Annotated in this window: 33 protein-coding genes and 1 tRNA gene; 8 read left to right on the forward strand and 26 right to left on the reverse strand. The window is 54.9% G+C overall.

Features of this window, described 5'->3' with window-relative positions; genetic code table 11:
* Positions 1-58 precede the first annotated feature (58 nt).
* The 6 genes from soxA to AC2FNR_RS14725 all read right to left on the reverse strand — a co-directional run bounded on the left by soxA (position 59) and on the right by AC2FNR_RS14725 (position 3,742).
* Complete coding sequence (gene soxA, locus AC2FNR_RS14700; RefSeq protein ID WP_170542841.1) at positions 59-904, reverse strand: sulfur oxidation c-type cytochrome SoxA; 846 nt, start codon at positions 902-904, stop codon at positions 59-61.
* Positions 905-974: 70 nt separating this feature from the next.
* Complete coding sequence (gene soxZ, locus AC2FNR_RS14705) at positions 975-1,304, reverse strand: thiosulfate oxidation carrier complex protein SoxZ (protein ID WP_170542839.1); 330 nt, start codon at positions 1,302-1,304, stop codon at positions 975-977.
* A gap of 34 nt (positions 1,305-1,338) precedes the next feature.
* The gene (soxY, locus tag AC2FNR_RS14710) at positions 1,339-1,755 is read right to left on the reverse strand and encodes a thiosulfate oxidation carrier protein SoxY (protein WP_058275041.1); all 417 of its coding nucleotides are present in this window, start codon (positions 1,753-1,755) and stop codon (positions 1,339-1,341) included.
* A gap of 46 nt (positions 1,756-1,801) precedes the next feature.
* Positions 1,802-2,278, reverse strand: coding sequence for a sulfur oxidation c-type cytochrome SoxX (gene soxX / locus AC2FNR_RS14715; RefSeq protein ID WP_170353169.1), 477 nt, complete (start codon positions 2,276-2,278; stop codon positions 1,802-1,804).
* 130 nt (positions 2,279-2,408) lie between these two features.
* Complete coding sequence (locus AC2FNR_RS14720) at positions 2,409-2,987, reverse strand: thioredoxin family protein (RefSeq protein WP_496849725.1); 579 nt, start codon at positions 2,985-2,987, stop codon at positions 2,409-2,411.
* A 14-nt stretch (positions 2,988-3,001) separates the two neighbouring features.
* Entirely contained in the window at positions 3,002-3,742 is a 741-nt protein-coding gene (locus tag AC2FNR_RS14725) for a cytochrome c biogenesis CcdA family protein (RefSeq protein ID WP_170624581.1), read from the reverse strand.
* A gap of 149 nt (positions 3,743-3,891) precedes the next feature.
* Here AC2FNR_RS14725 and AC2FNR_RS14730 point away from each other — a divergent pair, with 149 nt between their 5' ends.
* The 3 genes from AC2FNR_RS14730 (at position 3,892) to AC2FNR_RS14740 (ending at position 5,709) form a co-directional block, all read left to right on the forward strand.
* Positions 3,892-4,197 (forward strand): hypothetical protein, encoded by a 306-nt coding sequence (locus tag AC2FNR_RS14730; RefSeq protein WP_331251815.1) that lies wholly within the window; start codon positions 3,892-3,894, stop codon positions 4,195-4,197.
* 100 nt (positions 4,198-4,297) lie between these two features.
* Complete coding sequence (locus AC2FNR_RS14735) at positions 4,298-4,606, forward strand: ArsR/SmtB family transcription factor (protein ID WP_058276434.1); 309 nt, start codon at positions 4,298-4,300, stop codon at positions 4,604-4,606.
* A gap of 41 nt (positions 4,607-4,647) precedes the next feature.
* Entirely contained in the window at positions 4,648-5,709 is a 1,062-nt protein-coding gene (locus AC2FNR_RS14740) for a YeeE/YedE family protein (protein ID WP_170754901.1), read from the forward strand.
* 184 nt (positions 5,710-5,893) lie between these two features.
* Here AC2FNR_RS14740 and AC2FNR_RS14745 read toward each other — a convergent pair whose 3' ends face one another.
* The 6 genes from AC2FNR_RS14745 to AC2FNR_RS14770 all read right to left on the reverse strand — a co-directional run bounded on the left by AC2FNR_RS14745 (position 5,894) and on the right by AC2FNR_RS14770 (position 10,514).
* Positions 5,894-7,612 carry a SulP family inorganic anion transporter gene (locus tag AC2FNR_RS14745; protein WP_496849728.1) on the reverse strand — a complete coding sequence of 573 codons (1,719 nt, stop codon included), beginning with the start codon at positions 7,610-7,612 and terminating at the stop codon, positions 5,894-5,896.
* A gap of 12 nt (positions 7,613-7,624) precedes the next feature.
* Positions 7,625-7,963: a protein tyrosine phosphatase family protein gene (locus AC2FNR_RS14750; protein ID WP_170754897.1), complete on the reverse strand. Its 339-nt coding sequence runs from the start codon at positions 7,961-7,963 to the stop codon at positions 7,625-7,627.
* 19 nt (positions 7,964-7,982) lie between these two features.
* Positions 7,983-8,864 (reverse strand): MBL fold metallo-hydrolase, encoded by an 882-nt coding sequence (locus AC2FNR_RS14755; protein WP_496849729.1) that lies wholly within the window; start codon positions 8,862-8,864, stop codon positions 7,983-7,985.
* A 37-nt stretch (positions 8,865-8,901) separates the two neighbouring features.
* On the reverse strand, positions 8,902-9,330 hold the full coding sequence (locus AC2FNR_RS14760; RefSeq protein ID WP_170754893.1) for a DUF6691 family protein: 429 nt from the start codon (positions 9,328-9,330) through the stop codon (positions 8,902-8,904).
* Between the two features lie 4 nt (positions 9,331-9,334).
* Positions 9,335-9,766 carry a YeeE/YedE family protein gene (locus tag AC2FNR_RS14765; protein WP_170754891.1) on the reverse strand — a complete coding sequence of 144 codons (432 nt, stop codon included), beginning with the start codon at positions 9,764-9,766 and terminating at the stop codon, positions 9,335-9,337.
* Between the two features lie 85 nt (positions 9,767-9,851).
* Entirely contained in the window at positions 9,852-10,514 is a 663-nt protein-coding gene (locus tag AC2FNR_RS14770) for a Crp/Fnr family transcriptional regulator (protein ID WP_170754889.1), read from the reverse strand.
* Positions 10,515-11,039: 525 nt separating this feature from the next.
* Here AC2FNR_RS14770 and AC2FNR_RS14775 point away from each other — a divergent pair.
* The 4 genes from AC2FNR_RS14775 to AC2FNR_RS14790 all read left to right on the forward strand — a co-directional run bounded on the left by AC2FNR_RS14775 (position 11,040) and on the right by AC2FNR_RS14790 (position 15,804).
* Positions 11,040-12,803, forward strand: coding sequence for an adenylate/guanylate cyclase domain-containing protein (locus AC2FNR_RS14775; RefSeq protein WP_496849732.1), 1,764 nt, complete (start codon positions 11,040-11,042; stop codon positions 12,801-12,803).
* 167 nt (positions 12,804-12,970) lie between these two features.
* Positions 12,971-13,801: a glutathione S-transferase family protein gene (locus AC2FNR_RS14780; RefSeq protein WP_353391525.1), complete on the forward strand. Its 831-nt coding sequence runs from the start codon at positions 12,971-12,973 to the stop codon at positions 13,799-13,801.
* 404 nt (positions 13,802-14,205) lie between these two features.
* Positions 14,206-14,892, forward strand: coding sequence for a cytochrome C (locus tag AC2FNR_RS14785; RefSeq protein ID WP_496849734.1), 687 nt, complete (start codon positions 14,206-14,208; stop codon positions 14,890-14,892).
* 195 nt (positions 14,893-15,087) lie between these two features.
* On the forward strand, positions 15,088-15,804 hold the full coding sequence (locus AC2FNR_RS14790; protein WP_496849736.1) for a hypothetical protein: 717 nt from the start codon (positions 15,088-15,090) through the stop codon (positions 15,802-15,804).
* A 376-nt stretch (positions 15,805-16,180) separates the two neighbouring features.
* Here AC2FNR_RS14790 and AC2FNR_RS14795 read toward each other — a convergent pair whose 3' ends face one another.
* The 7 genes from AC2FNR_RS14795 to AC2FNR_RS14825 all read right to left on the reverse strand — a co-directional run bounded on the left by AC2FNR_RS14795 (position 16,181) and on the right by AC2FNR_RS14825 (position 20,549).
* Entirely contained in the window at positions 16,181-17,359 is a 1,179-nt protein-coding gene (locus AC2FNR_RS14795) for a DUF6538 domain-containing protein (RefSeq protein ID WP_496849738.1), read from the reverse strand.
* A gap of 63 nt (positions 17,360-17,422) precedes the next feature.
* Positions 17,423-17,497 (reverse strand) — tRNA-Phe (locus AC2FNR_RS14800).
* Between the two features lie 79 nt (positions 17,498-17,576).
* Positions 17,577-17,759 (reverse strand): DNA gyrase inhibitor YacG, encoded by a 183-nt coding sequence (locus AC2FNR_RS14805; protein WP_170751457.1) that lies wholly within the window; start codon positions 17,757-17,759, stop codon positions 17,577-17,579.
* Positions 17,756-18,778 carry a ribonuclease E/G gene (locus AC2FNR_RS14810; protein ID WP_496849740.1) on the reverse strand — a complete coding sequence of 341 codons (1,023 nt, stop codon included), beginning with the start codon at positions 18,776-18,778 and terminating at the stop codon, positions 17,756-17,758. Before AC2FNR_RS14810 ends, AC2FNR_RS14805 begins: the two co-directional genes overlap by 4 nt.
* On the reverse strand, positions 18,775-19,353 hold the full coding sequence (locus tag AC2FNR_RS14815; protein ID WP_496849742.1) for a Maf family protein: 579 nt from the start codon (positions 19,351-19,353) through the stop codon (positions 18,775-18,777). The genes AC2FNR_RS14810 and AC2FNR_RS14815 overlap by 4 nt, the downstream gene beginning before the upstream one ends.
* An 11-nt stretch (positions 19,354-19,364) precedes the next feature.
* Positions 19,365-19,583 (reverse strand): translation initiation factor IF-1, encoded by a 219-nt coding sequence (gene infA, locus AC2FNR_RS14820; RefSeq protein ID WP_005978431.1) that lies wholly within the window; start codon positions 19,581-19,583, stop codon positions 19,365-19,367.
* 87 nt (positions 19,584-19,670) lie between these two features.
* Positions 19,671-20,549: a carbon-nitrogen hydrolase family protein gene (locus AC2FNR_RS14825; protein ID WP_496849744.1), complete on the reverse strand. Its 879-nt coding sequence runs from the start codon at positions 20,547-20,549 to the stop codon at positions 19,671-19,673.
* A 138-nt stretch (positions 20,550-20,687) separates the two neighbouring features.
* Between AC2FNR_RS14825 and AC2FNR_RS14830 the strand changes: the two genes are divergently transcribed.
* Positions 20,688-20,903 carry a hypothetical protein gene (locus tag AC2FNR_RS14830; protein ID WP_496849745.1) on the forward strand — a complete coding sequence of 72 codons (216 nt, stop codon included), beginning with the start codon at positions 20,688-20,690 and terminating at the stop codon, positions 20,901-20,903.
* A 15-nt stretch (positions 20,904-20,918) separates the two neighbouring features.
* Here AC2FNR_RS14830 and AC2FNR_RS14835 read toward each other — a convergent pair whose 3' ends face one another.
* From AC2FNR_RS14835 to AC2FNR_RS14865, 7 genes are all read right to left on the reverse strand, one after another.
* Complete coding sequence (locus AC2FNR_RS14835) at positions 20,919-21,518, reverse strand: GNAT family N-acetyltransferase (RefSeq protein WP_496849747.1); 600 nt, start codon at positions 21,516-21,518, stop codon at positions 20,919-20,921.
* Entirely contained in the window at positions 21,511-21,909 is a 399-nt protein-coding gene (locus tag AC2FNR_RS14840) for a ketosteroid isomerase-related protein (RefSeq protein WP_496849749.1), read from the reverse strand. Before AC2FNR_RS14840 ends, AC2FNR_RS14835 begins: the two co-directional genes overlap by 8 nt.
* 2 nt (positions 21,910-21,911) lie before the next feature.
* On the reverse strand, positions 21,912-22,364 hold the full coding sequence (locus AC2FNR_RS14845; protein ID WP_170353273.1) for an arsenate-mycothiol transferase ArsC: 453 nt from the start codon (positions 22,362-22,364) through the stop codon (positions 21,912-21,914).
* Positions 22,365-22,367: 3 nt separating this feature from the next.
* Positions 22,368-22,847, reverse strand: a complete 480-nt coding sequence (locus AC2FNR_RS14850) for a UPF0262 family protein (protein WP_170353926.1) — start codon at positions 22,845-22,847, stop codon at positions 22,368-22,370.
* Between the two features lie 86 nt (positions 22,848-22,933).
* Positions 22,934-23,731, reverse strand: a complete 798-nt coding sequence (locus AC2FNR_RS14855) for a hypothetical protein (RefSeq protein WP_496849752.1) — start codon at positions 23,729-23,731, stop codon at positions 22,934-22,936.
* Positions 23,732-23,851: 120 nt separating this feature from the next.
* Positions 23,852-25,153, reverse strand: a complete 1,302-nt coding sequence (gene hisD, locus AC2FNR_RS14860) for a histidinol dehydrogenase (protein ID WP_496849754.1) — start codon at positions 25,151-25,153, stop codon at positions 23,852-23,854.
* A 23-nt stretch (positions 25,154-25,176) separates the two neighbouring features.
* Positions 25,177-25,680, reverse strand: coding sequence for a GNAT family N-acetyltransferase (locus tag AC2FNR_RS14865; RefSeq protein WP_496849756.1), 504 nt, complete (start codon positions 25,678-25,680; stop codon positions 25,177-25,179).
* Between the last annotated feature and the right edge of the window lie 45 nt (positions 25,681-25,725).

Below are 25,725 nucleotides of genomic sequence, written 5' to 3' on the forward strand. Positions count from 1 at the left end.
GTGTGAATGTTATATGCATGAAAAACCCGCGCAGGACAACGCCCGCGCGGCTCGTTCGTTATTGACGTACAGCAGGAGTTTCGACTGAAAGCCCGTTGCCACGCGAGGCCACATAGAGCTCAAGCGCGCGAAACTCGTCCGATCCTTCGGCAAAAGTTTCCGCCCGCGTATCGCGAATACAGCCGCGGAAACGATTGTGGCGCGAGATCAGCTTGGCCTGTTTCAGACGATACGTCGGGAACCCGTTGATCATACCTTGGCTCAGGTGGTCGGCGCGGATCATGTTGCCCCAGTTGTCTTCATGACAATTGGCACAGCTCAACTCCAGCTGACCATAGCGGGTATAATACATCTCCTTGCCCTGCTCCCAAAATGGGGCGGCATCGCCATCAATCGCTACGTTCATAGGCAACCCGCGTGATTGCAGACCGATCAAAGCGACCATGCCCTGCATGTCACCCCCGGACCATTTCCAGGCATCGGCTTCCATGCGGTCCGTGCGGCACTTGTTGATCAGATCTTCCATGACGACCAACTTACCAGTTTCGGCATCCACCTTCGGCATGGACGCCTGCAATCCCTTGAAGCTTTCCACCCCATCGTGGCAAGAGGCACAGCTCTCGCCAGCGGCACCATCAACGGTCCCGAAGAGATCGGCGGCCTGATCGACGAAGATCATTGCGGGGTTGTCGAAGTCATCAAGTTGAAGCGCTTGCGTTTCATCCGTGCGAAAATGCCAACCCGAGTAGATCGTGTCCAAATTTTCTAGATGTGCCGGAGCTTCAGTGACCGAGGTCATGTCCAACTCATCATTGATAACCAAATTGTCTTCGTCCGGTCCAGCCATCGCTGCAGCCGGGAAAACCAGAATTGCCGCGATCGCCGTAAGTGCCTTGGTATTCATTGCGTTCCTCCCTTGGTGGATCAGCGCCAACTCCTCCTACCAGCGCTGATCTGCCTTAGTGTTCGAGCCGTCAGGCGATCTCGATCGTTTTTTTCTCATCGTAAACAGAGCCGTCATCATCGTACCAAGTGAAGACAAACTCACCGGCGTCGGGCACAGTCGCTTCGAACTGGAAGTACGGGTTGGTCGAAATCGCCGGCTCCATCGTCACATCCACCACCATTTCTCCATTAAACTCGCAGGTGAAACGGTTGATGATCGAACGCGGGATGACGTTGCCTTCTTTGTCCTTACGCTGGCCGCTTTCCATCTTGTGGCTGATCAGTGTCTTGATCGTTATGGTTTCACCAGCTGCGGCTGTCTTTGGAACCTTGACGCGGGGTTTTACACCGGATGCCATTGGTTAATCTCCTGTTCTTCAGGGCGCGTGGCGATCAGCCGCCGCAGCCGCCGATTGTCACTTTTACGGTCGCGGACGCTTTGGCAAAGCTGCCATCTGCCATCTTCGCCACGGCAATGACGTCCTGCGTTCCGGCAAGACGGATGCGGGTTGATGCGGCTTGTTCAGCCGCCAATGGGCCGAAATTGAATGTCGCGACGCCCGGTTCGGGGTTGCCTGCAGCCACGATCAGAATTGCAGCGGCACCCGGGGCACTCACTTCGATAGGTACAGTATTTCCGTTTTCTGCGATTTCCGGTGCAGTCAACGTAACACCGCCATCAGCCACATCTGCCCCGCCTGTAAATGCCGCAATGGCATCTTCAGCAGCTGCATTTGCCCGAAGCGGCATAATTGTCAGGAACGCGGCGCCCAGCCCAAGGGCCAGTGTCTCGCGGCGAGAGAGTTCCATTTTCAATCTCCTTTGATTCTTCGAAAATCTGCGCCTGAAAGCGCAGCTATTCTTCTTTCAGGGTCGCAAGAAACGCGACCACGTCCTCAATTTCTTGTGCTGTCAGGATCGACGTCAAAGGCGCGGTTGGGGCTTTTCCGGTATAGGCGTCGCCCGGGCGGATATAACCGTCATCCTTGTAGAACGCAGGCATCACCGTGCCTTCGAACGTCATCTTGGCATTTGCGACCAATCCGCGAAGTTCTGCTTCGGTCCAACGATCACCGGCGCCATCCAGCATCGGACCAACTTCGCCATGGAACGGGATGTCAGCCAAAGCCGAAACCGCGTGGCACGCAACGCAGTTGCCTTTTGACTTGTCCCCAACGATAAGCGCGCCATTCGCCGCGTCGCCAGCAGCACCGGTCAACGAAGCCTCAATGGCACCATAGTCGTCATAGGTTACGTCTTGCGGGTCTGTTTCTGCCGCAATTGCGGCAACGCCTGTCATTGCGCAGACCAATGTTAAGAGTCTCAGCTTCATGATCCCTCCCATTTGCTAACGCGCCGACGGCGCCTTGCGACCCAAAGCCTTGTGTACCGTAGTCGACGAGTGCCGCTTGTCGCAACATTAAATTCATAATAATGAATTTTTTTATTTATAATGGCAGCGTTCAATCCTGGGAAACATTGTTTCGCTCTTGAATGCGCCGCGCATGATAGCGTTGGAAATCTTCACCATTTTCAAGCTCATATCGTTTTTCCTCGACCCAGGTGAAAAGGTCTAAGGTTGTTCCTTTTGAGAACGCTCCGGGCATAACAGCGACCGCAGCATCGATGGCTGTAGCGTCCTCTGGCACCTCTTCCGGCAGGAATACGAGCGTCGGGGTGAACAGAATCCCCCATTTTCGCATCAGCGCTCTTTGCTCATTCTCTTCACCGTCAAAGTCGATGGCCGTGGTGCTGCCATGCAAATCTAGTTGGACGACAAAGAAATTCTCTTCGATGAACGCTGCAAGGTCAGGCTGGGGGAACACTTCTTCATGCATTTTCTTGCAATAGATGCAGCCTTGTTGCTCAATAAATAAAACCAACCGCTTGTCTTCGCTTGACGCCTCTTCAAGATCCTCACGAAGGTCTTTGAAGGTGTCGCGCATCCACGGAGTTTTATGCATACCGTCGTCGCCCAGTTCAGCGGCGGAAACTGCCCCGCCGATCAGACAAGCGATCAATAATGACAAAACTCGATTCATGTCTTCCTCCCGAGTTATCCAATGGCTGCAAGCCAAGGCATATGGTCGAGCATCCATTGTGCGATGTGATTGATGGAGTTGGTTGCGATGAGGATGCCGAAGAGCACCAGAAAGCCACCCATTGCCATTTCGATGAGGGGCAAGTGCTTTCTGAACCGTGCCATCCACTGCATGAAGGGGCGGACCAGGAAGGCCGCCAGAACAAACGGTGCGGTCATTCCAACACCGTAGACGAATAGAAGCACCGCTCCACGCCAGGCCGTTTCGGTTCCGGCCGCTGTGAACAGGATTGCAGCGAGCACCGGCCCAACACAGGGGGTCCAGCCAAAAGCAAACGCCAATCCAAGAACATATGCTCCAACAAGGCTCACATTTGATGTATCACCAACATCCGCACGAAATTGGCGATACAGGAACCCGATGCGGATAATCCCCAAGAAATGCATGCCCATCACAATGATGATGGCCGCAGCGATCCAACGCAGGATGTCGAAATACTCTCGTACCAGCTGCCCGAATATCGAAGCCGTCGCACCTAGCGCCATGAAGATCGTTATGATCCCGGCTGCAAATGCTATCGCAGAAAGCGTTGCCTTGCGACGAACGCCGCCGGGAATTGTAGAACCCGCAGATATCTGATCAATCCCGACACCGGCCAGATAGCTGAGATAAAACGGTACTATAGGTAGGATGCAGGGCGACAGGAACGACAATAGCCCTGCAATTAAAGCTCCCGCAAATGTAATGTCGAGCATGGTCAAACCTGTCCTGGCACGCTATCATTCACACATTCAAAATAATAAAGATATGTCGCTGCGGTCAATCGGAGCTTGAGATGCGCCACCTACTTCTACTTTTGATTGCAATTACGTTGTTTGTTTCTCCCGTGGTTTCACGGGCAGAAATGACTCTTCTGATGGCCGAAGAAGATGGGTGTATGTGGTGCGCACGTTGGGACACCGACATCTCGGAGATCTACCCCAAGACACCGGAAGGACATGCCGCTCCACTTCAACGCATCGATATCCACGCGGCCGTGCCTGAAGGCATCGCATTGGAGCGGCCTCTCTACTACACGCCAACCTTTGTTCTGCTGGACGATGGCCAAGAGGTCGGCCGGATCGAAGGCTATCCCGGCGAAGATTTTTTCTGGGGGTTGCTGGGCGTTTTGCTGCGTGACGCTGGGGTACCGATTGAGAGCTCTGGATAAACTGCGGCGCATTACATAAACTGTTATGAATGCGTGAAGCTATGAAAGCGAGGCGATCTTGTTGGACAAATCTTCGAAACTGCCTGTGTTCTCCCCGGACATGTGCGCCGAAGACATGGACAGAATGATGGAAAATGCTCAGACGGCGTCAAGTTTCCTCAAGGCAATCAGCCATGAAGGACGCTTGATGATATTGTGCTATCTGTCCTCGGGTGAAAAATCTGTCGCGCAGATGGAAGAAATGCTCTCGGCACGCCAGGCCGCCGTGTCTCAACAACTATCTCGCCTACGCTTTGAGGGCTTGGTCAAAACGCGACGCGAGGGGAAAACGATCTACTACAGATTGGCGGATGATCGATCGACACAGATCCTGGAAGTCGTTTACGATCTGTTCTGCAGGGAGAAATAGAAGCCGCCAAAACACCCGCCAGCTTTGGGAGGAGACTGGCAATGTTTGAAGCATTGGGAGACGCCAACGCCGTCGCCCTGATCGGTTTGATCGGTGGCATTGTGTTGGGCTTGGCCGCACGCATTGGCCGTTTTTGCACGTTGGGTGCAATCGAAGACTACCTTTACGCAGATGATGACCGGCGGCTGCGTATGTGGGCAATTGCGATTGGCGTAGCAATTGTCGGCAGCCACTTAGCTATGGCTTTAGGTTGGCTGGACCCTCTTGGAACAAGGTATCTTGCACAGACCTGGAACCCACTTGGGTCGATAATAGGTGGTCTCATGTTCGGTTACGGAATGGCCATCAGCGGAAACTGTGGCTATGGCGCGCTGGCAAGGCTTGGAGGCGGCGACCTTCGATCATTCGTCATCGTTTTGATTATGGGTCTTTCTGCTTACGTTGTCATGTCCGGGCCCCTTGCATATTTGCGCGTATGGGTCTTCCCCGAGGAAATGGATCTTGAAGGCCCTCAGAGCATTAGCTTCCTTGCCGAACAACTGACCTCTATCCCAGCTTGGCTCATTGGCGCGGTCATCGGCATTGCGTTGGTGATTTTCGCCTTGGCAAACCGGCGCTTCCGCCGCGCTCCCGCACAGGTATTTTGGGGATCTGTAGTTGGGCTGGCGATCGTATCAGGGTGGCTCGGCACGAATTGGGTTGCGACGCACGGTTTCGATGGTGAACCGGTTCAAACCCATACCTTCGCCGCACCACTTGGCGACACGTTATTCTACCTCATGACAGCGTCCGGAAACACTTTGTCCTTTGCGGTCGGATCAGTCTCCGGCGTTCTCATTGGTGCATTTTTGGGGTCCTGGTCCAAAGGTCATTTCCGATGGGAAGCATGCGAGGATCCACGCGAACTCAAGCGTCAAATGCTCGGCGCGGCGATTATGGGGCCAGGTGCGATCATCGCAGTCGGTTGCAGCGTCGGACAAGGTATTTCTGCCTTCTCACTATTGGCCTACAGCGCGCCTGTGACATTCGCTGCCATCTTCGCCGGTGCGGCGCTTGGCTTGAAACAACTCATGTATGGGTTGTCTTTCATAACTGAGCGTTGAGGTCACAGTTCAAACAAGAATTCACGTGTGAAGGACGTTTTCGGCAGTTCTCTTTTATTCAGAAAGCGATTGCCTTTGATGGACATATCGGCACGAGACGTTCATTAATCAAATGCGCTTATACGTTAGCTATGCGAACCAAAGCGCTCGTTCTGATCACGTTCACAAACCAAGCTGATCTTAGTCACTCGCTCGCTTCTGCAATGAGCGTTGTCCACGCATCGTGCTGGGACAAGAAAACCCTGCCGTTCAGACCGTCGACAATATGAGACCGTTTGAGTCTGTCCATAACAGGACCCTTAACTTCGGACAGATTTAGTCCAACGCCAAGCTCCCTAAGGCGGTGATTGATCGCCTCGAGAGTTTCCAGCGCTGAGTAGTCCACTTCGTTAACGGCGGAGAACATCAAAACAACATGTTTGACCTTCGTCCGGTCGGCAAGGCGACTGAAGATCAGTTCTTCCAGAAAGCCGGCGTTTACAAAGTAAAGACTCTCGTCGATGCGCAGCGTTAGCACCGTAGGTACGGTTTCGACATCGTGGCGCTGGACATTTCGAAAGTGCTCTGTCCCGGGCACGCGGCCCACTTCCGCAACATGCGGTCGAGACGTCTTGTACAAATGCAAAAGTATTGAAATCGCCACTCCAGACGCGACGCCGGCTTCGACACCCAGACCGAGCGTCAGCAAAACCGTTGCTGATACCGCGATGAAGTCTGCACGGGAATAGTCCCATGTTCTGCGAAATATTGAAAAATCCACGAGGCTCAGAACCGCCACAATGATTGTAGCGGCCAACGTGGCGTTTGGCAGGAAATACACCAATGGTGTCAACGCCAAGGCGGCGATTGCGAGGCCAAGCGCAGTATAGGCGCCAGCAGCTGGAGTTTCAGCGCCAGCATCGAAATTGACGACTGATCGCGCAAATCCCCCCGTGACCGGGTAGCCTCCGGTGAACGCTGCGGCTATGTTGGCTGCGCCCAGTCCAATGAGTTCCTGGTCCGGATCAATCCGTTGACGTTTCTTGGCTGCCAAAGTTTGCGCGACTGAGACGGATTCGACAAAGCCAATCACTGAAATCAGGACCGCCGGAACCAACAGCGCTGCAAGCAAGTCGGGCGCAAATACTGGCAATGTAAGCGGCGGCAGGCTTTGCGGGACTTCCCCAACGATTTTCACACCCATTTCGACAAGATCTAGTGCCCAAACAGTAACCGTAGTGGCAACTACGGCGGCAACAGGTCCCGCCTTCGTTAGAATATCGGCAAGCGCCGCCGGAGCACCCAACCTCAATAACCCGGGTTTTAACCATTGGCGGGCCCAAAAAAGGAAGGCTGTCGCACTGAGGCCCATGACAAGCGTAACCCAATTCACCTCGTGCAAGTGCGCTGCAATCGATGCGACAATCTCGAGCAATGTATGTCCGTGCGCATTCACACCCAAAATGTGCTTGAGTTGGCTGGCAGCGATCAAGATCCCAGATGCTGTGATAAACCCGGCGATCACCGGGTGGCTCAAAAAATTAGCCAGGAAGCCCAGCCGCAAGAACCCCAAAAGCAACAGGAAACTGCCAGAAAGAAATGCGAGGGTCAGTGCCGCAACCGCGTAACCTGCCGTGCCTTGTTCAGCAACCTGACCGACAGCCGACGCTGTTAATAGTGAGACAACGGCAACCGGGCCAACCGCTAAGGCGCGACTGGTTCCAAATATTGCGTAAAGAAGAATTGGCGCGATGGATGCATACAGCCCTGCTTCTGGAGGCAATCCAGCCAAGAGCGCGTAGGCCAAGGATTGGGGTATCAGCATGATGGTGACGATCACCGCCGCCATCAGATCGTTAGAAAGCTCTGCCCGTCCATAGCTGCGAGCCCAACTCAGAACCGGCAGATATTGCGCCGTCCGCATCCTTACCTCCCGCTACGCCGCAGTGTCTCGTCGTGCGTGCCACAGCGTTGCAGCGCGCTGACCGCTTCGGCAGTAGCCAAGGACAGGCTCGGACAGCTCTGCCAACGCCTCAGAAAATGCAATGTGGTTCGCTTCTGTTGCGCCGGAGGGTTTAACCGGCACATAGCGAGCTTGCAGACCTTGCGCCTTGGCGCATTCTTGGATCTGGCTAAAAGTAGGCTGCTCCTTATGTTCGCCGTCAGGACGCACACAGATTAGCGAGCGAAATCCAAGCGTTTTGACTTCCGCCAAGTCATCGGTCTCCAATTGACCGCAAGTACTGAAGTCGTGGGAAATTTGGGTGATTTCCATCGCTCTCATCCTTTCAAAATCAGAGTTTGTTGACCGGAACCTTGAGCATGGGGTTGCCGTCCACGTCCGTTGGCACTTCACCCGCGCGCATATTTACTTGAAGAGATGGGATGATCAGCTTCGGCATTTCCAGCAGAGCATCTCGTTCAACTCGGAACTTGACGAACTCTTCTTTTGATTTGCCACCACCAACGTGGATATTGTGGGCTTTCTCATTGCCGACAGTTGTTTCCCAGGCGATGTCGCGCCCGTCTGGTCCGTAGTCATGGCACATGAAAAGTCGTGTCTCGTCCGGCAAGCTCAGGAGTCTTTGAATGCTATCGTAAAGCGTTGCTGCATCGCCGCCGGGAAAATCTGCGCGCGCTGATCCCCCATCCGGCATGAACAAAGTATCGCCCACAAAAGCCGCATCTCCTGCGACATGTACCATGCAAGCCGGCGTATGGCCGGGGGTGTACATTGTGAACACCTGCATATTGCCAACCGTGTACGTATCGCCGTCTTCGAAAAGCTGATCGAACTGGCTGCCATCACGCTGGAACTCGGTACCTTCATTGAAGACCTTCCCAAACGTGTCCTGCACGATCATGATTTTTGAACCAATGCCGATTTTTCCCCCAAGCTTTTCTTGGATATACGGCGCGGCACTCAAATGATCGGCGTGAACATGGGTCTCAATGATCCATTCCAAATTCAGATCTTGGCTTACGATCTGGTGGACGAGCTCGTCTGCGTGATCGTGAGTGATGCGCCCCGCCGCGTAGTCAATGTCCATTACGCTATCGACAATGGCACATGAATTCGAGGTGGGATCCTTCACAATATAGCTGATGGTGTTCGTTGCCTCATCGAAAAAGGCCTGAACGTCCGGCTTGATGTTCTTGTTCACGGGATACGTCATCTGATTGTACTCCAGGGAGGTTCAGGGAAATCGGTGACTAAGCCGCCGACTGAACAGGACGCGCGAAAAGGAGCCTGCGCAGTACAAACCCGGCAAGAACGGCAACCAGAAAGAGAACAACTTCCCAACGCCCGGTACCAAGTGCCGGTATCGCAGCGCCGGGGCAGAAGCCTGCAATTCCCCAACCGATGCCGAAGAGAGCCGAACCACCAACCAATCGCTTGTCTACGGCCGTCGCGTTTGGGATTTGAAAACGCCCAACAAAGAGCGGCGTTGTTTGCCGCCAGGCAAGTCTGTAGCCGAAGAACGTGACCAGGAGCGCACCACCCATAACAAAGGCGAGGCTAGGATCCCACGTCCCGGCAATATCGAAGAAATTCAAAACTTTGGCCGGATCCATCATGCCCGAAACAGCGATACCAACGCCAAAGATCAGGCCGGTAAACAAAGCAAACACAAGTTTCATTGCTTTATACTCCAAAGACGTGACGGATCAGGAAGACTGTGATTGCAGCTGTGACCATGAAGGTCGGCACTGCCACCAAAGAGCGAACAGACAGCCGAGATAGTCCGCAAACACCATGCCCTGACGTGCAGCCAGATCCGAGACTGGCGCCCAGACCGACGATCACACCGCCGATCACGATCATAATCGGGCTGACAGGTACTGTAAGTTCAGGCATTGCACCGGTCGCAGCGTAGATCAGGCCCGGTGCGAGCATCATTCCCACAACCAAGGCCGTTCGCCAGGCGAATTCCTCGCGGTTTTCTGGGAATGCCAAGCCAGACAATATGCCCGTTGCACCCATGATCCGTCCCAGTCCGAGCATCAAAAGCACGGATCCAAGTCCAATTGCGAGCCCCCCTCCAAATGAGGCGATCGGCGTAAACACGGTTTCCATCAGGCGTCTCCGGTTGTTCATGTTGCAACCTGATTACCGGTCGGCACCTCACTCTTCAGTGACAATGTCACTTAACGCAAAGAATTCATGCGCTGTTCGCCAAACGCTCCAATTGAGGTTTGTTCCGGAGGGTGATCCGCCCCCTCGTCTGAAGGATAAGTCCTCGCTTTTGAAAATCATTCAGTATGCGTGAAACGACCTCACGCGCTGTCCCTAACTCGTTTGCTAAAGCCTGATGCGTCGCCTGGATTTCGGAATGGCCTTCTCCTAGCGCCAAAAGGCGCTCTGCCAGTCGAACATCCATTCTGCCAAAGGCGACATCGTCTACTACGCGCAAAAGATCAATCAACCGACGAGAATAAGCCGAGAAAACGAAACCGCGAAAACTGTCTTCTTCAGCAGCCAGCCTATCAAATGAAGTTTTAGGTAATGTGATAGCAGTGACGTCAGTCTCCGCAATACCCTCAGCATTATAAGCTTCCTCGGACAGCATGCAGGCGGTGGTCAGCACGCAGCTCTCTCCAGCTTCAACGCGATACAGCACGATTTCTCGCCCGGCATCAGAACTTTGAGAGACGCGTATGCGACCGGCATGCAAAAACATCAGACTGTCCGGGATGTTGTCGGGTCCAAAAACTTGCTGACCCTGCTTGTATGAAACCACGCGTGCTTCATGTAGAAGCTTATCCCTGACCCGCCGAGGTAGATTTCTGGTGCCAAGAAAGCTTTCGGTCCAATCTCCCTTCAATTTATGTCCTATGCTCTGTGCGTTCGGTTCACTGGTTCCCTACAAAGATGCGGTGGCACGCGATCTGGATCAATGGCTCTCTTCGTTTTTGTAACCAGCTGGATCCGAGCATCGCCCAACATTGACCCGCCCGACTTGCCATTAACGCACGGCTCAGCGCTTTGGCCGCTTCGGGGCTCGAAGCAGACATTCGCTACACTCGGCATGAGCGACCGCTTTGCGGACAAAGCCGACACTCATCGACACAACTTTCACTGCACTGAAAATGCGTGACTAATTCGGTGCACACCAGAACATATCAATGCGGCCTCCAGCTCGAAAACACGTTGTAGTTTCTGGTTATTACATCGCGCTATAGCAGCGGCGCTGGATGAAAATTCTCTCACGGCATTGTTGCTTCAAGAACCAATAGTTGCCGATAGTGTTTAGCTTAGCCGCCGCAATCTTGTTGAGCGGGAGATACAATCAAAAACTGGATTTCAGTTGTTGGTGAGTCTAATCTACCCTGTTTAGGGAGGGGCGTGCATGAAACGAAGACTTGCTGCAATATTTGCAGCAGATGTCGTGGGTTACTCGCACCTCGTCCGCGCGAATGAAGAACGGACGTTAGAGCACTTGCGCGAACTACGGCAAAACGTCATCGAGCCCGCCTTTGCAAAACACGAAGGTCGAGTGGTCAAATGGATGGGCGACGGAGTACTGACGGAGTTTGCAAGCGCTGTCGACGCGGTTTCATGCGCCTACGATATTCAAAAATCCATCCATTCACGCAACGGAAACTTCCCAGTTGATGAGGAGATTATTTTTCGCGTCGGCATCAATATCGGTGACGTCGTCGTGGAAGGCGACGACATTCATGGCGATGGGGTCAACGTGGCCTCAAGGTTGGAGACACTTTCCGATCCTGGCGGGATTTGCATTTCGGCGTCAGTCCATGAACAAATCAAGCACCGCCTGAATGTGCATTTTCAAGACGCGGGTGACCAGCTAGTTAAAAACATCGTTGAGCCAATCCGCGTCTGGAAATGGGTGGGCGAGGCGAATGATGTCAAAACTATTCAAAAGCCCACATCGGATTCAGAACTAATTTCGGCCCCTCGCCTGCCAGACATTCCGTCTTTAGCTGTTTTGCCATTTGACAATATGTCAGGCGATGCCGAGCAGGAGTACTTCGCAGACGGCATGACAGAGGACCTGATCACCGACCTCTCAAAATTGTCTGGCTTGTTAGTTATCGGTCGCAACTCTTCTTTTGTTTACAAAGGCAAGGCAGTAGATCTGAGACGCGTCGGCAAGGAGTTGGGTGTGCACTATGTTCTTGAGGGCAGTATCCGTAAGGCAGGCAACCGGGTTCGCATGAACGCTCAGTTAATTGAAACAGCGAATGGAAGTCACGTCTGGGCCAATCGCAGAGACGGAACGCTGGAAGATATTTTTGACCTGCAAGACGAGATTACAAGAGAAATTGTCGACGCGCTGTCTATACAATTGCGGGAAGGCGAGGAAAATCGTCTTGGCAGTCAATACACAAAAAACACTGAAGCGCGTGACTGGTTTCTCAAAGGCCGACTGCGCTATCGTGAACCGGGTCCGCAAGCCAACGCCGAAGCGCAGGTAATATTCACCAAAGCTTTAGAAGCTGACCCAAACTTCGCCTATGCTATGGCCGTTAGAAGCTACTTAAAATTCCATGCTTGGTTCTTCAAGTGGAACAGCCACCACAATGCGTTCGACGAAGCATTGGCTGAGGCCGAACGTGCCGCCAAGATAGACCCAAACCTTGCTGCCGCCCACGCGTTTCTGGGTTGGATGCATATGTGGGGCGATGGGTTCGAAAGAGCTCTTTCTGAGCATGAAACAGCCTTATCATTGGACCCTAATTCCTCTGATGGACATCTGTGGCAGGCTTCTTCACTTATCTACGCGGGAACACCGGAGTTGGCAATTGCGCCAATGGACCGGGCTATGCGGCTAGAACCACATACTCCGCCCATTTACCTTCTTAATTATGGTCACCTAATGTTGCAGCTTGACCGTTATGAAGAAGCTATCGAACACTTGCAGGCAGCAATACGAAACGCGCCTCAGTTTCCTATGAACTATATATTTTTGTCGGCGGTAAGAACGGCGCAGGGAAAATTACAAGAAGCAGAGGAAGCCGGTTCGATACTTCTCGAATTGATCCCTGTAGCTACGGTATCCACGCTGAATTCCCAATTGCCCTATGCAAAGGAAGAGCACAGACTAAAGATTGTGGCGGGCCTGAAAGCCGCAGGATTGCCGGATTAATGAGACGTAAAGAAGCCCGTTCGAGGCTCGATGCGGTCATTTTCTAAATCGTGGCAGATGTCTACTTTGAAGACATTGCAGGCTTTTTCTTTGTGGCAAACAATCCTTAGCCTAAAGTGGTTGCAACACGACGTGACCTTCATCGGCTCTCCACTGGATTAATCAATATGGCAAAGCATACCGTCTATCATATCCCTGTATGCCCCTTTTCTCAGCGTCTTGAGATTCTGTTGGCACTTCGAGGTCTGCAAGATGCAGTTGAATTCCGCGTCGTGGACATCACGAAACCTCGCGATCCAGAGCTTCTAAGAAAAACACGAGGAACAACGGCGCTTCCAGTTCTCGAAACCGCAGAAGGTCAGATTGTAAAGGAAAGTCTGGTTATTCTTCGTTACCTTGATGAAGTACTTGAGGGGCCAAAACTACGGCGCTCTGACCCCGGCGAACATGCAGTGGAGTCTATGTTGATTGCCAAGGAGGGTCCATTCACGATGGCAGGCTATGTCTATGTCATGAACCAGGACCAAGGGCAGAAAGATGCGCACAACGAAAAGCTGCTTGCACTGTACCGCGATCTCAACGACTTCCTGCTTGCCCACAATCCGGACGGGGTATTCTTATTTGATGAATTCGGATTAGCAGAGGCGGTTTTTACGCCGGTATTCAAGCGTTTTTGGTTTCTTGACTACTATGAGGATTTCGAATTGCCGATTGGCGACGATTATGCCCGTGTCAAAAAATGGAGAGCTGCCTGTTTGAAACACGCAGCGACTGATCAGGTGACGGAAGAAGAGATTCTTAAACTATATTATGATTACGCACTGGGCGCAGGGAACGGTGCTTTGGTGGACGGTCGAAAAATGTCCAGCTTCACGTTTGAACCACATTGGAAAACCAGACCTATGCCTCCGCGGGACAAGTATTCTGGATCGGTTTCAGACGAAGAACTTGGTTTGGTTGTCGCCAATGCGGGACTAGGACCAGCCCGCACAAATTAGGCTTACCTAAATCCAACCTCCTGATGGCATTCATCATGGGTGAAAGCTCGCCCTATGCAATCGGCTTCAGGAGGTTGGAAAGAACTCTACAAATCACTTTTTGCCTGCAGATCAAACGGAAGTTTCGTTAATGAAGCGAAAGTGGAGCGGCAAAGTTTTTGGATTTTCTCAAAGTAATGTATGATTTCAAATTGTTGGGACTTTAAAAGAGTATTTTATTGTTGACCGGTTCACACCCAACGTTGGGGGGACAAATTATGCATAAACTAATCATAGCTATTTCAGCTATTTCTTTTCCGTTTGCGGCGATGTCCGAACCGAGTTTGGAACGTGGTGAATACCTCGTCCGTGGTCCTGCGGCGTGCGGAAATTGCCATACACCTCAAGGACCAAGTGGGCCTGATATGTCCAACGAGTTGGGCGGTATGATGGTTGAAAAGAACGACATGATGGAGGCCTGGGCTGTCAACATAACACCCGGTAGCCGGGTTGCGGATTGGAGTGACGAAGAGCTTGCCCGAGCGATACGCGAAGGTATTCGTCCAGATGGTACGGTCATAGGGCCGCCTATGCCGATCGGCTTATATCGCGGCCTTAGTGACGACGACGTCATGTCGATGGTTATGTTTCTAAGAACAATGCCTTCGAGTGGCAATGAGACGCCCGGTTCAACGTATGGCTTTCCACTTCCTCCGGACTACGGTCCGCCGATTGATACCGTTTCAGCGCCACCACAAGGCGCAACTGTCGAATATGGCGCATATCTCGCAGGGCCAGTCGCGCATTGCACGGAATGCCATACGACATTCGGCCCCAAGGGTCCTATGTTCGAAACTCATCTTGGCGCAGGTGGGTTCGAGTTCCATGGACCGTGGGGGGTATCCGTCGCTCCCAATATCACCAGCCACGAAGATGGGTTGATCGGATATACGGATCAAGAGCTGAAAACCATGATCGTTTCGGGTGAACGCCCAGACGGGACACAAATGCAACCGCCGATGGGTTACGCCTACTATGCGACAATGGCGCCCGAAGACCTTGAGGCTATCGTGATGTATCTACGCACCATCCCGCCTCTACCCGATCCCTAATTTTTCGTACTAGAGGTCGCTAGGGGTGGCACATTGTGGTACAGCTATTTGTTTGGCGTCTGGGGGGGGGCTGAGCGAGATAGATCTTAGTGTTTTGGTGTCCGCTTTGGGCTCACTGCCGTCATCTGAGGCTTTTCTCTGGCTCAGGAGGTCGCCCAACTGATCGACAGCAAGCCCGAGGAGCCTTGGCTGGTTGTGTATCACAAGGGGGTCAAGAAGGGCGCCATTCCCGATCGGATCAGGGGGCTGCTCAGTTCAAACCCCGACCGTGTCAGCTTCCTCAACTGGGGCAAGCATCAGGGAACGAACGAGTACCGCCATGTCCAGAACGTCATATTGGCGGGTATGAACAACCACCCGGAGACGGACTATGAGGTGAAAGCGCGATACTACTGCGGCATCGCGAATGATCAGGAGGTATCCAAGACCCTCGTGGAAGAGATGGCGGCAGGAGAACACATGCACCACATCCTGCAGGCTTTGTGTCGATCCTCAGTCAGGCTGGGCAGTGGCTCTGAGTGTGGTCCCTGCAACGCCTACATCATCGCCCCGAAGCGGTCAGGCATTCGTAAGCTAATACCCAAGATTTTCCCCGGCTGCGCTATCAGGTCCTGGAAGCCCGGCAAGAGCAAGCCCAAAGGCAAGGTTCAAGAAGCGTTGACCTACATCGAGAGGTTCTTCGATGGCTATCCTGAAGGGACGCTGCCGTTCACCGAACTGCGATCCGCTCTTGGCTATGACGCTTCCAACTTCCGACGCCGCATCCGCAACCACGAAACCTTCAAGCTCGGGTTGGCAAAAATGGGGATTGAGGAAGTCACCGCAGGTAACGCTGGATACCGCAATGCTTTCGCAATGACGTGGGGAGGTATCGGCCTTGCACAAGGCCCCTGCTTCATTGCGGATGTTTGAGCCAGAAAAATGTGAGCGCCTCAACATATATCGGGGCGTTCGCACTTCCCCCCATGGCCTCTATGCAACCCAGCCCACCAGCAAACAACTATGTTCACAGCTCCAGCACAAGCAATGTGAGTACGCCCCCGGGAACCGCACTGGAACCGCCCATGCGTGGGGTCTTCGAGCCGCCGTAGCACAAACCGTAGTACACAACGCGCCTGTTGACCTTGGCTTGGCTGTCGCGATACCCCTTACTTTGCTGACGGGAGACCTGAAGAAGGTGCCTGTAACGGGAACAGAACACCGCCCCCGGGCACCATTCCCAACAGGTAAGCTACTGTTTCCCTTCAGCTTTAACTGGAGCTGACCAAGGGCGTAGTACATGCTGGAGCTATGCCGTTGCTTTCAGCCATTTGCTCAGCACTTCAAGCGGATAACCCTTACCATATCCATGCCCTACGCCTTCGGTTTGCCAACCGCCTATCTGGTCGACGATGTCAGACGGACACTCGACAGCGCGAAGCCTGTCACGCATCGAATGACGAAAGCTGTGCATAGTGCAACGGTTCGGTACATATGGCTTCATCCATTTATTCAGCGCGACACTGGCAGAATTAGCGTTCGTGGTTTTCGATTTGTTGTAGCGGGGAAAAGCGAACTGGCTGTCAGCGTTCTCAGAGAGCAAGCGCTTGGCGGCCCATAGTGACGCCCCGACCAGAGGCACCTTTCGGTTGCTACCTGATGTCTTCAGCCGACGCCAAGGATGCTCTTGGACAACTACGTGAGGCACTGGGTCATTCAGATCGAAATCCTCTTTGAGCAAACCCGCAGCTTCTGCAAGTCGCATACCTGTGTCCGAGACCAGAGCAACCAGCCATCGCAAGTCATCATCAAGGGACCGGCATTTGGATTGCAGAGAGCGGATCGCTTCGATTGGCATAGGTTCACGATCTTCGACACCGGCACTTCTGTCGTAGTACACACCAGCGAATGGGTTGGTCAGTGTGATACCGGCTTCAGAAGCAGCGAAATTGATGACTGATCTGACTGTCCCAAAGATGCGGGTGATACTGCTACCCGCCAATTCTCGCTTCACCAGCTCGTCGCGAAACGCATTGGCATCCGCCTTGGAATAGCTTCTGATGTCTTTGTCCCCGCAGACATCCAAGACGTAGCCACACGACCGCTCAGCAGCCCTGTGGAAGGTGATTGGACGTCCTTGCCCCTTCAGCTGCAGATAGACTGACACGGCTTCTGAGAGCATTACAGCGTCAACGCTGGCTTGATCGCTGCATGACATCGAAGACCCAAGCTCGGCGGCAGCTCCCATCCTCAGAAGATGCTTACCCGGTAGGTCTACGTCTTGGATGCGTAGGTGATACCAGTGTTCATCCAGTTGCTGAGCAGCTCTTTGCGCTCGGGACTTTGCGACCGCCGCTGATCTTGTCCGGAGCGAGAAGGATATTTTTCCGGTGGTATAGTGGTGATCGACGTCCTTCGGGACCCGTCGTGTGAAGTAGAAGACCCCTGCTTTCACAAATGAGAAGGGAACGGTTTTGTTCTCCAGCATGTACTACGCCCTTGGTCAGCTCCAGTTAAAGCTGAAGGGAAACAGTAGCTTACCTGTTGGGAATGGTGCCCGGGGGCGGAATCGAACCACCGACACGAGGATTTTCAATCCACTGCTCTACCCCTGAGCTACCCGGGCACGGGAACGGCTGCTGCCGCTGGGTGGAGGCGTTCTATGACTTGCCACTGGCAGTGTCCAGAGCCTTTTTTACATTTTTTCAATGCGGACGCGAATGAGCGGTTTCTTCGCCCTCAACATCGGCCTCAACGTCTTCCTCCCTCTGAGACGGGACCGCATATGAACCGTTCAACCACTTGGCAAGGTCCAGATCGGCACAACGTTTTGAGCAAAACGGGCGGTACGCCTGAACAGTGTCTTCAGCACAAATCGGACAGGTCATTTCAGCACCTCGCTCAGCGGCAACCGAGCCCGTCTGCGCTGCAATTCAAAATGCCCTAGCGGCGTCCAGCCTGCCAGTGTGGTTTCGATCGGGTCGGTCTTGAAGGCCGAGCGTAGCGCGGATTCGAATCCTCTGCGGTCCTTCTTGGGCATCGGCGCCAGGTCAAGCGTGATCTGCCCTCCTAAACCCCGCACACGCAAGGCGCGGGCAAGCGCTTTGGCGCAGGCAAAGTTGGCCTTCGTACCCGCCGCCAGAGATGTATCGGCACCAGTGTTAACATCGACGGCGACCAATGCGCGTGTAGGCTGAATGTAGAGGCGCCCTCCGCCAGACAAAGGCTCAGAGATACCGCGGGCCGTGTCCAATGCCTCCAGCACGCCATGGGTGCCGAAACTACCTGCGCGGGTTTCGACCTCGGCCGGGTCGGTCCAGTCACGCCAGGCCAGAACATGAGGCCCGTCGCCTTCAAGCAGCAGTTCCGGCTCGGTTCCGGGGTCATTCACTACAGCGTCCGCGTGGGCCAGCATGGTGCTGATATCTTCAGCAATCTCACCCGCATCCTCACCCGCGCAGCACGAGCGCAGGATCAGGCCGTAATCACTGCCTTCCATCACCTCGTGCGCGATCTCAAGCAGGCGGTCACGCTCATCCTCATCGCGGATCGAGCGCGAGATGTTCAGGCCCGGCGCGTCGGGGGTGACAATCGCATAGCGGCTTTTGAACAGGACACGATCGGTCACGGGCAGGGCTTTGCCCGGCTCGGCATAGCCAGTCACCTGCACCAGCAGCAGCGCACCGGGGGCAAGCCCCTTGACCTGCCGCAGAAACGCGGGGCCGTCGGGCGTGGACAGGAACATGCCGCCCTGCCCTTTTACGGGCCGATCTGCGCGAGCACGGTAGATTGTGCCCGGTGCAGGCGCATCGGCGGCGATCAGGAAATCATCCAACTTGCCGTCGACCATCAACGCGGCCGCCTCGCGATCGTTGATGTGATCCAGAACGATAGTGCGACCCTTCATGAGACCTCACGATATAGGGGATAGCCGATGCCTTGCAAAAGGGCGGCGGTTTCAGACAGGGGCAGACCCACGATACCGGTGAACGAGCCCGAAATCCACGGGATGAACGCGCCAGCGGGGCCTTGGATAGCGTATGCGCCCGCCTTTCCTTGCCAGTCTCCTGTCGCCAGATAGGCGTTGATCTCAACATCCGATAGACGTTTGACCTTGACCTGTGAGACCACGTCGCGTTGCAGCACCCGATCCCCGCGTCGCACCGCGACCGAGGTAATTACCCGGTGGCGACGCCCGGACAGGGCGTGCAGAAACTCGGCCGCTTGGTCTGCATTTTCGGGCTTGCCCAGAATACGACGACCCAGCGCCACGGTGGTATCCGCACACAGCGTGATATCGTCGCCATCCGCTTGCACCGCCTGCACTTTTTCGCGCGTGATGCGGCTGCAATAGGGAACCGGAAGCTCGCCCTTCAGGGGCGTTTCGTCGATGTCAGGGGGGCGGATCGCATCGGGCTGCACGCCAAGCTGGGCCAACAGGTCCAGCCGCCTAGGGCTGCCCGATCCGAGGATAAACGCCATGAGAAAAGGCGTTACTTGAAACGGTAGTTGATCCGACCCTTGGTCAGATCATAGGGGGTCATCTCGACCTGAACTTTGTCGCCAGCCAGAACCCGGATGCGGTTCTTGCGCATCTTGCCTGCCGTATGTGCGATGATCTCATGGCCGTTTTCCAGCTCGACCCGAAACGTCGCATTAGGCAGGAGTTCCTTCACGACACCGGGAAATTCGAGCGTATCTTCCTTGGCCATGTTGTCTCCACATTTACGTTGCACTCGCAGAATCTGCGAGGATGTGCGCTTAAATGAGCCTATTTCGGGCTTATTTCAAGGCCGGAATCACGAAAGAGCAGAGATTGTGACCGATTCGACTCGGGGCGTTTGCTCATCCCAATGGGTTCGGTTCAGCACATGGCCATCAGCGCGGACCTCGGCAATAGCCGACAGGTCGATATCGGCGTAGGTCCAGCCGGGCTGGTTCAACTGTCCTTCGGCCAATACGCCGGTGCCGGGAAACCCTTTGTCCGGCGGGCCAAAGACGCCACCGGTGCCTGTGTTCATATCCACGGCCTCGGACCACTCGTTCTTGCCGACCAGCGAGGCCATGACCGTCACACACTGGTTTTCCAGCGCGCGCGCCATCGCGCCGATCCGCACCCGCCAATAGCCCGAGAGCGCCTCGGTGCATGAAGGTACAAGGATCAGGTCCGCGTCACTCAGCGCGCGACCCAGCAAGGGGAATTCGCTGTCATAGCAGATCAGAACACCGATCTTGCCCAGCTTGGTGTCGAACAGTTTCAACGGGCCGCCGGGGGCGATGTCCCAAGCCTCGCGCTCGAACCGGGTCATGATTTGCTTGTCTTGGTGATCCTGCTGGCCATCGGGTGCATAAAGCGCCGCGCGGTTCACCGGGCGACCCGGCCCATCCACAACCGGAGCGGACGCGCCCAGGATATAAGTGCCATATTCCCGCGCCAGCCGTTGATGTAGGGCCTGCGTATCGACCATCCGATCCGACACGGCGCGGATCGAACGTTCCAGATCGCCTGCCACATCGGTCCCGTCCAACGTCGACAGCTCCATCGCGCCATATTCGGGGAAGACCAGCAACTCGGCCCCCTGCCCGGCGGCCTCTGCCACCCAGTGGTCCATCTTGTCCTCATACTGCGCCCAACTGTCGAGCCAATCGAGGTCATAGGCGGCGGTTGCGACTTTCATGGGCTGCGTCCTTTAGCATTGTATTGGCGCGACCCTAGGACAGGATCGCGCGATATGTATAGACCCCGCCGAGACCCGACGAGAAAGTGAATTGGCTGACCGGCCCAGACTTGGTTCAATAGGGTCAGGAGGATAACCATGCAAAACCCCGAAAGCTTCGAAAAGTTCTATTTCGCCAAGGTCGGTATGGGCGAGGCCTGCGGCTGCGCCGAACGTGTCATTGACGTATTCGAATTCAATCGCAAAGGCGGGGCACAAGCAAAATCCGAGGTTCGACTGGAAAAACCCAAACGCCGGTCCTTTCGCGGATGGGCGGTGAAGTACGGCCTTCTCAGCCGCAAACAGACACGCTGAGACCGAAAGGCGCAGCTACGCGTTCAGATCCCTGATCCAGAACTGCAACGGTTTCTGCGTCTCACCGTCTTCTCCGATATCCTTCCACGAAAACTGCGCCACGACACCGGGTAAGGGTTCATACCCGCGTGCCCGCCAGAACGCATCCAAAGGCCTATAGCTTTCTGGTCGCATCGGATGGTCGACAGGGCGCTGCACACTGCAAAAGGCGCATTTCGTACAGCCCAAAGCGCGCGCATGGGCTTCGCGTTGATCGAAGAATTTATGACCAACACCCTGCCCCCGGTAGTCCGGCAGCAGAACAGATTCGGCGCAATAGAAAACATCCGACAAACCCACACCTGACCCGTCAAAGGCCGCAGCAAAATCTTCGGCATGATCGGCCAGCGGCGCGCCGGTCGAGGCCCCGATCAGACGGTCGCCGTCAAAGGCCCCTACCACGATGGATCGGGCACTGTCGCGGTAGGCTTGCAGGTATTTCCGCTCATAGCCCAGATCCCCATCATAGAGATAGGGCCAAGCGTGAAACACCTTGATGCGCAACCGGGCCACATCGTCCAGCGCGGCCTCAAGCGCCGCTCCGGTCAGGGGGTGGACCGCTGAGACCTTAGCCATTCGAGACCTGCTTGGTCCAGTCAGCCAGATTGTAGAAGGTAGTGACCCGGGTGATTTTCCCGTCCTTCAGGTCAAAGAACGACCCGGCGGGCAGACGGTAGGTTTGACCATGCGCCTCGGGCAGGCCTTCGTCTGTTTCAAGATAGGTGCCGTTCACGATGAACTCCGCCGCAGCACGGGTTCCACCTTCGGCGTCGAACACCACGATATCGGTCAGGTTCTCGCTGTAGCAGCGGTTCATATGGGCGCAGAAAGCGGTAAACTTTTCTTTTCCCACACGAATCTGCCCTTCATTGACGTGATGGGCAATGTCATCGGACAGGCAGGCCAACATGCCATCGACATCGCCTGCATTGAAGGCATCGAAATAGGTTTTCACGGTCTGGTTCATGGTCACTCCGTCGGTTCGCCCCAGCGGTCCTTCAGATGTTTGATGATCTGATCGCGGGTCTGTCGGTAGTGAGTTAGCTTGTCTTCACGACTTTCGCCCAGTCCGGTAGGGTCCATTATTGGCCAATAATCGACATCCAGATGAAAAATACGGGTCAAATCCAACGCTCGCCTTTGGCTGGCGGGTGACAACGCGACGATCAGGTCGAACGAGCTGAGGTCATCGCCCCATTCCTGCATCTCGTCGAAGGAACGCGACCTGTGTCGCGAAAGCTCAACGCCGATTTCCTGGCAGACGGCGACGCAGAAACCGTCGATCTCCAGATCGTTATGGACACCGGCAGATTGCACATAGGTACCGGTGCCGTAGAACTTTTTCATGATGCCTTCGGCCATCGGGGACCGAACCGAGTTGTGGTCGCAACAGAACAGAATGGACTGCGGCAGAGACGTCACCCGTCAGCCCCCAAAGTGCAATACGCAAATCAGCGTGAACAGGCGGCGGGCGGTATCGGTGTCCACTTCGGCCTTGCCATCAAGCCTTTCCTGCAAGACTCGGCTGCCTTCGTTGTGTATGCCGCGCCGCGCCATGTCGATGGTTTCGATCTGACTGGGCGGCAACGACTTCACCGCATCAAAATAGCTTTCGCAAATCTGGAAATAGTCTTTGACCACTTGCTTGAAGGGCCCCAGCGAAAGGTGAAACTCGGCCGCCTTTTCTTCGGCCTCAGTGGCAACGTCAAAAACCAACCGTTTGTCGCGGATCGACAACTGCAGGTGGTAGGGGCCATCAGGCACGACACGGTCATCGCGTTTGGGCAGCGCGAAGCTGTTGTCCTCAAGCAGATCATAGATCGCGACCTTGCGCTCCTGTTCGATCTCAGGCGTCGGCGGAGGCAGGTTTCGGTCGTCCAGTTCGATATGCGAAATACGGGTCATGGGTGTCTGGTCCATAAGGGTTGAGACAGCCATATCGTAAGAAAAGTGAATGGGCAACGCGCAGAAAATCGGTCTATGCCAATTCGTCACAAAGGATGTTTGGCGGGGTCAATCCCGTGCTTTGACAGGAGGGTATCGACCAAAGACCCCCGGTTGATCTCCATTTCACGAAACATCTTTCGGAACCACGAACCAAAGAAATGGATCGACATTTTGTTTTGCCACTCCAAAAAATCGAGCTTTGACATATCCGGTTCATTCCACAACCTGCGATGCCTTAAAGGCACGGCGTACAGCTCGGTTCGGGCCGAATTCATCTCGTGTTCTGGCGAGCCATAAAGGCAATGGAAAAAAAGTGGTGGTCCCAGAGTCGACAATGGGAGGCTCCAATATGAGGAACGGCCGTAGAGTTCGCGATACACCCTCTGATGATCCTCCGACCACCAGAATGGAACAAGATCGCTTTCAAAGGCAAACCGACACATCTTTTGCAGCGCAGAACTGTCGCGTGGCAACGCGACAACGCCGTTCATCATGCGCTGCCGCGCCAAATTCGCTTTTGGAAAAAGATATCCTGTGTTGGTTTCGAATGGCCGAAGGGCATAGGCATCCGCATCGACCCAGATATAGTCGGTCTGTTGCATGAGCTTTAGACGAAAAAGATCGGCATGAACGGCAACTGATCGCGTGATCGGGTCACGGTAGATTTCAGAAACATCAAAGATTTCCCGCGCATCACGCGCTTCGACGTAGTCCGGAATGTCTTCAAGCTCGCCATAGTGGTAAACAATGGGCGTCTGGTCGACATCCGCAAAGGACTTCAGGCAAAGGTGCTCCAGATAGTTGAACCGCTTGCCTATCCACAGTGTTGCTACACGTTCCAAACTTACTTCTTCCGACGTTGTCACGTCAGCAAGACGCCTCCGTTCCGTGAGTAAGATCAAGACATATTGTTTAATGAATGAGAATGGCGCAGGGCGTTGTGACCCTCAAACCATAGCCAATTAGTCGTTCAAGCGTTTCAATCTTGCAGCGACCGACAAACCATGTGCCTCAAGGCTTTCCGACTTAGCTAACTGTTCGGCCGCAGGGCCGATGGCCCGCAGCGCAGCGGGTGTCATCTGGCTGAGTGTCGTGCGTTTGAGAAAGTCCATCACGCTCAGCCCCGAGGAAAACCGCGCCGAGCGCGCCGTGGGCAGAACATGGTTTGGACCCCCCACATAATCGCCGATGGCCTCAGGAGTATATTGACCCAGAAAAATTGCGCCCGCGTGAACAGTTTTCTTGCTGAGCGCCACAGGGTCGCCCACGCAAAGCTCAAGATGTTCCGGAGCGATCCGGTTGGACAGGGCTGCTGCCTCGTCCAGATCACACACAGTGATCACCGCACCAAAATCACGCCAGCTGGGGCCGGCTATTGCGCGGCGTTGTAATGTCTCAAGCCGCTTGTCCACGGCCTCGGCCACCGCCTGCCCGAACGCTGCATCATCGGTGATCAGGATCGACTGTGCACTTTCGTCATGTTCGGCTTGGCTTAGCAAATCCAGCGCGATCCAGTCTGGGTCGTTGTCCTTGTCGGCGATGACCAGAATCTCGGACGGGCCCGCAATCATGTCGATGCCCACCTTGCCGAACACACGACGTTTTGCAGCAGCGACAAAGGCGTTGCCGGGACCAGTGATCTTGTCCACCGGCGCGACGGATTCGGTGCCGTAAGCCAACGCTGCAATCGCCTGAGCACCACCGATGCGATAGATCGTATCCACACCTGAAAGCTGCGCCGCCAGCAGGACAAGCGGGTTCACCACCCCATCCGGCGTCGGCACCGCAATGGCCAGCCTTTCAACCCCCGCCACCTTGGCCGGAATCGCATTCATTAAAACCGAGGACGGGTAGGACGCCAGCCCGCCGGGCACATAAAGCCCCGCAGCAGACACCGCCGACCAGCGCCAGCCCAAAGTCGCCCCGGCTTCATCCGTCCATTCGTGATCTTCGGGCAGCTGCTTTTCGTGATAGGCCCGGATACGTGTGGCCGCCAGTTCGAGCGCCGTGCGATCCGCGTCCGAGACCTGCGCCACCGCAGCCGCGATTTCTTCGGCAGAAAAGGCCAGAGTGCCAGGCGTCAACTCAAGCCGGTCGAATTTCGCGGTCAGCTCGATCACCGCAGCATCGCCCCGATTGCGAACATCTTCGATGATCTCCGCCACAATCGCATCTACATCCGGGCTGTCCTCTCGTTTTGCTGACAACAACGCCTGGAAGGCGAGCTCGAACTCGGGCGAGGTCGTATCAAGGAAAACGGGCATGAGCAGGCACTCCGAACGGGATTTTACCGGGACATATCGCCCGCAGCAGATGGCCTCAACCCTTCGTCGGGTGGGTGCAACGATTTGCGCATAGGATAATGTCGCATTCCGCACCAATGTTCAGGGCCACCCGCATCCTGCCAACCATATCGGCGATAGAATGCACGCGCTGTTGCGGTGGCGTTCAGATGCGCAATCGTGCAGCCTTGCTGCGCAAGCTCGTGCTCCATTCGAACCAGTAGGGCCAACCCGACACCGCGCCGAACATAGGCCGGATCGACATACAACAACGCGATTTCCGACCCAAAGCGCAGAGCCCCGACGCCCGAGACTTGGCCGTCCATTTCGGCCAACCAAAGTTCGGTTCCCGATTGCAACCAGCGTCGGATCGTCTGGGGGTCTTTGTTAGCACTCCACGCCGCCAGCAGATCGGGGTCTTTCCGATGATCTGCTGCACCAAGGTAAGTGATCGACCGGATCAACACCTGACTGATCTGAAACACGTCGAACACGGTCGCCGGACGCAAAACCAGACCCGTTGAGGGTCCGGCAAAGGCTTGTGCTATGCCCCG

The sequence above is a fragment of the Ruegeria sp. SATB045 genome, assembly GCF_059613525.1.